This is a genomic window from Iodidimonas sp. MBR-22 (assembly GCF_029946565.1).
Lineage (GTDB): Bacteria > Pseudomonadota > Alphaproteobacteria > Sphingomonadales > Rhodothalassiaceae > Iodidimonas > Iodidimonas nitroreducens.
Genome location: NZ_JARKVQ010000034.1, coordinates 1 through 2753, shown reverse-complemented (window position 1 = coordinate 2753; position 2753 = coordinate 1). Strand labels below are relative to the sequence as shown.

At 44.8% G+C, this 2753-nt stretch carries 4 protein-coding genes; 3 read left to right on the top strand and 1 reads right to left on the bottom strand.

Annotated features, from left to right (window positions below; genetic code table 11):
• Positions 1–565 (top strand): hypothetical protein (locus QK300_RS13485; protein ID WP_281302224.1); only part of this gene is annotated, 565 nt, incomplete at its 5' end.
• Positions 566–607: 42 nt separating this feature from the next.
• Positions 608–1786: a hypothetical protein gene (locus QK300_RS13480; protein ID WP_281302223.1), complete on the top strand. Its 1179-nt coding sequence runs from the start codon at positions 608–610 to the stop codon at positions 1784–1786.
• 124 nt (positions 1787–1910) lie between these two features.
• On the opposite strand, the gene QK300_RS13475 is transcribed toward QK300_RS13480, so the two are convergent.
• Complete coding sequence (locus QK300_RS13475) at positions 1911–2348, bottom strand: hypothetical protein (RefSeq protein ID WP_281302222.1); 438 nt, start codon at positions 2346–2348, stop codon at positions 1911–1913.
• A 118-nt stretch (positions 2349–2466) separates the two neighbouring features.
• Between QK300_RS13475 and QK300_RS13470 the strand changes: the two genes are divergently transcribed.
• Positions 2467–2753: hypothetical protein (locus tag QK300_RS13470; RefSeq protein WP_281302221.1), on the top strand; the 287-nt coding region annotated here is incomplete at its 3' end.

The window sequence follows — 2753 nt, the reverse complement described above, 5'->3', positions numbered from 1 at the left end:
CGACCCCGAAGGCCCTTTTGATGAGACCGCCAATTGCCGCTGCTTTGTTGAGTATGTGGATGAGGGTGTGGGGGCGGGCGATGCGGATAGGCGCGCTTCGGATGAGGTCCCTTCGCCTATCAAGCGTGGGGAAAATGCCGTTTTGACGGATGAAGAGATTGCAACTATCGTGTTTAATGAGACGGCTTCCTTATCTGGTCCGGGTATTGACGATGCACGTGTGGCGCTTGCGAATGCTGTGATTAACGGGGACGAGAGATTTGGTGAAGACCGGCCACAAACTGCGGGCAAGCGTATAAATAGAAATATTTCCCCCAATGAATCACAGGTGCTTGAGCAGATACGTTCGGTTATATTGCCCAGAGTTCGCGCAGAGAGATTGTTGGGCAATGATATGGCATTGGCGAATAATTTCTTTCGACTTCGGGATCTGGAAAGCCCCTGTTCCAGGGAAAAGTTACTTGCACTGCACCATTATACGGAAATCCGGTTGTTGCGTGCTTTGGCCCCTTCAAGAATTCGTTTCCGACAGTTCAACTTCCAAGCGGCACTGTTTTTATTTTAGTTATCGAAGGGCAAGATAGATTTCTATTTCAGAGATAAAAAAATGATCGTTTTTTATAAAAATGCTTTTCTATATTTGAGCACAATTATTTTTTTATCAATTTTTCAAAATACTGTATTTTCACAAGAAAATGAACTAAATATAGAATTAAACGAATATATTGATATTTCTGGCTACAATACAAAAAATTATCCATTTTTTATCTCTGGATGCTTTAATAAAGAAATTAAATGCGAATCTTGCGAAAAAAATTATAATGAAAAAACAAATTACATAATAATAACATTATTAAATAATAAAGGAGAAATAATAGAAATATCTGATAGTAATATATATCAGATTGGTTGGGTAGGGTACATGATAGATGAAAAAGATTTTTTTATAGAAGCACAGGGTGGTATGTGGAGTTTATTGAGAACCAATGACATATTTAAACATTTAATTAAATCAGATTTTAATGTTGTAAGTAGTAATTTGGATGCAGAAATTTTGTTAAAGATCGCTTCCAAGCGTGAATGCGATATCTCTTATGTTTCATTGAATTTATATCGACGATTTTATGAGCATGTCGATCCGTGGACGGGCGTGACCATCAGCGTCGCGCACGTGCCGGAGAAGCGGTTGGACCGAACGATGCTGAGGGCGCTGGCGGCGTGGCGCAATGCGCATGACATGCCTTGGAGTACGGCAGTTCATGATCCGGAGTTTGACGAAGAACAACAGCATTTTCATAGTATTCGGATGGGGATTGCCGGGCTTCTCATGACAATTCCGATTTGGCAGGAGTTTGGGGCCGCGATCATGGATGCGGCCGAACTTGAGGGCCTATCTAAGCTGGACTGGGCCAAACGCCACATTAGTGAATTTGCCGGTTTGAATGATAGATTTCTGTTGTGGGACAGTTTTGCCTGGTTCACTGCGCCTTCCTATGAGGAAGGAAATTTGCCGACCCGTGTTGAGCAGATTTTGGCCCGTATAGCGACCGGGAAACATCTCCAAGACAAGAGTGCTGAGGAACGCGATGCCGGGTTCTGGGTTCAAGAGACGCCGTTGTCTGAGCGACTGCCTACGATCATGCAATCTCTTGATGCGGCACGTCAGAGATTGCAGCCTTCAAACGTCAAAAGTGGTGTTTATACCGCCGGTTTTGATGTGCGATATTTTCTGGACCGGAGAAAATTGGAGCAGCAGCGCGCCGGACCGTGGACAGAAACAAGATAGGCGCATAGCCGCTCCGGCACTGGCGATTGAGCGTGAAGCGCTGTGGGCGCGTGTGGGTCTGGCGGGGTTCATGACCCTGAACGAGCCAAGGGTTTTTCGTTTGGTCAGATAGTTCGTGTTAAGGTCATATCGCGCTCTCGCAGTATTCTATGATCGGCGGATCGGCGGTGGCCAAATTATATACTTGTACTTTATCCAAGTATATTTTGCTGCCATTTTTGAAAGAAACATTGTCATGAATTCTGAGCTTAGAAAACATAAGAACATCATTCACAGATAATTTTATCTGTTTTTTGATATGACGTGAGATGAATGATTCAACCTGAATCTGTGATTTTTCTTTTAATTTCATATGAAGAATACAAGTTGATTCTTCACATATGATGCAAAGTTTTTCTATGTTTTTTCCAGAAACCAGAATGCGATCATTTTCTCGCTCGAATAATATCCGGTTTTCAGAATGTGTGAGTGATCTGGTATTATCTTGCGCTTGAATGCTGGTGACTGCGTTTAGAGCCAGAAAGACAATAAATGGCATAAAAAAGGTTGGCGGGGCGCGCATAGATAATATCCCTTCTCGAAGCTAGAAATGCTCTTGTGAGTAGCATTAGCACAAATTATTCTGCTAACCTATTCAGACCGCGCTTGATGATCTGTTGCGGTGATGGAGGGGCAATGGAATGGGGCGCGCGATGGGGGTTGGGGGGATGTGTTTTGGCCTTCTGGCGGTAGCGGTTCTTGCCCGTGGCGAGGCTCATGCGCAGGAAAAATTGATGGACTTCAAGGGGCGCGAGCGACCCGGACTGATGTATATTGAGGCATCCGGTTTGACGCGCTATCGGCCTGATCTGAAGGACTCAGACGCATTAATCAGGACCGTCAATTATATAGGTGAGGGGTTTTTGGATGTGGAGACGGCCTTGCCATCCCCCGATCTGGCCGCGCGCCGCCCAAGGATGACGCCGGA

Bases quoted from the DNA above. Each gene is read 5' to 3' on its own strand.
- QK300_RS13480 (WP_281302223.1), top strand. From the start codon at position 608: ATGATCGTTTTTTATAAAAATGCTTTTCTATATTTGAGCACAATTATT.
- QK300_RS13475 (WP_281302222.1), bottom strand. From the start codon at position 2,348: ATGCGCGCCCCGCCAACCTTTTTTATGCCATTTATTGTCTTTCTGGCT.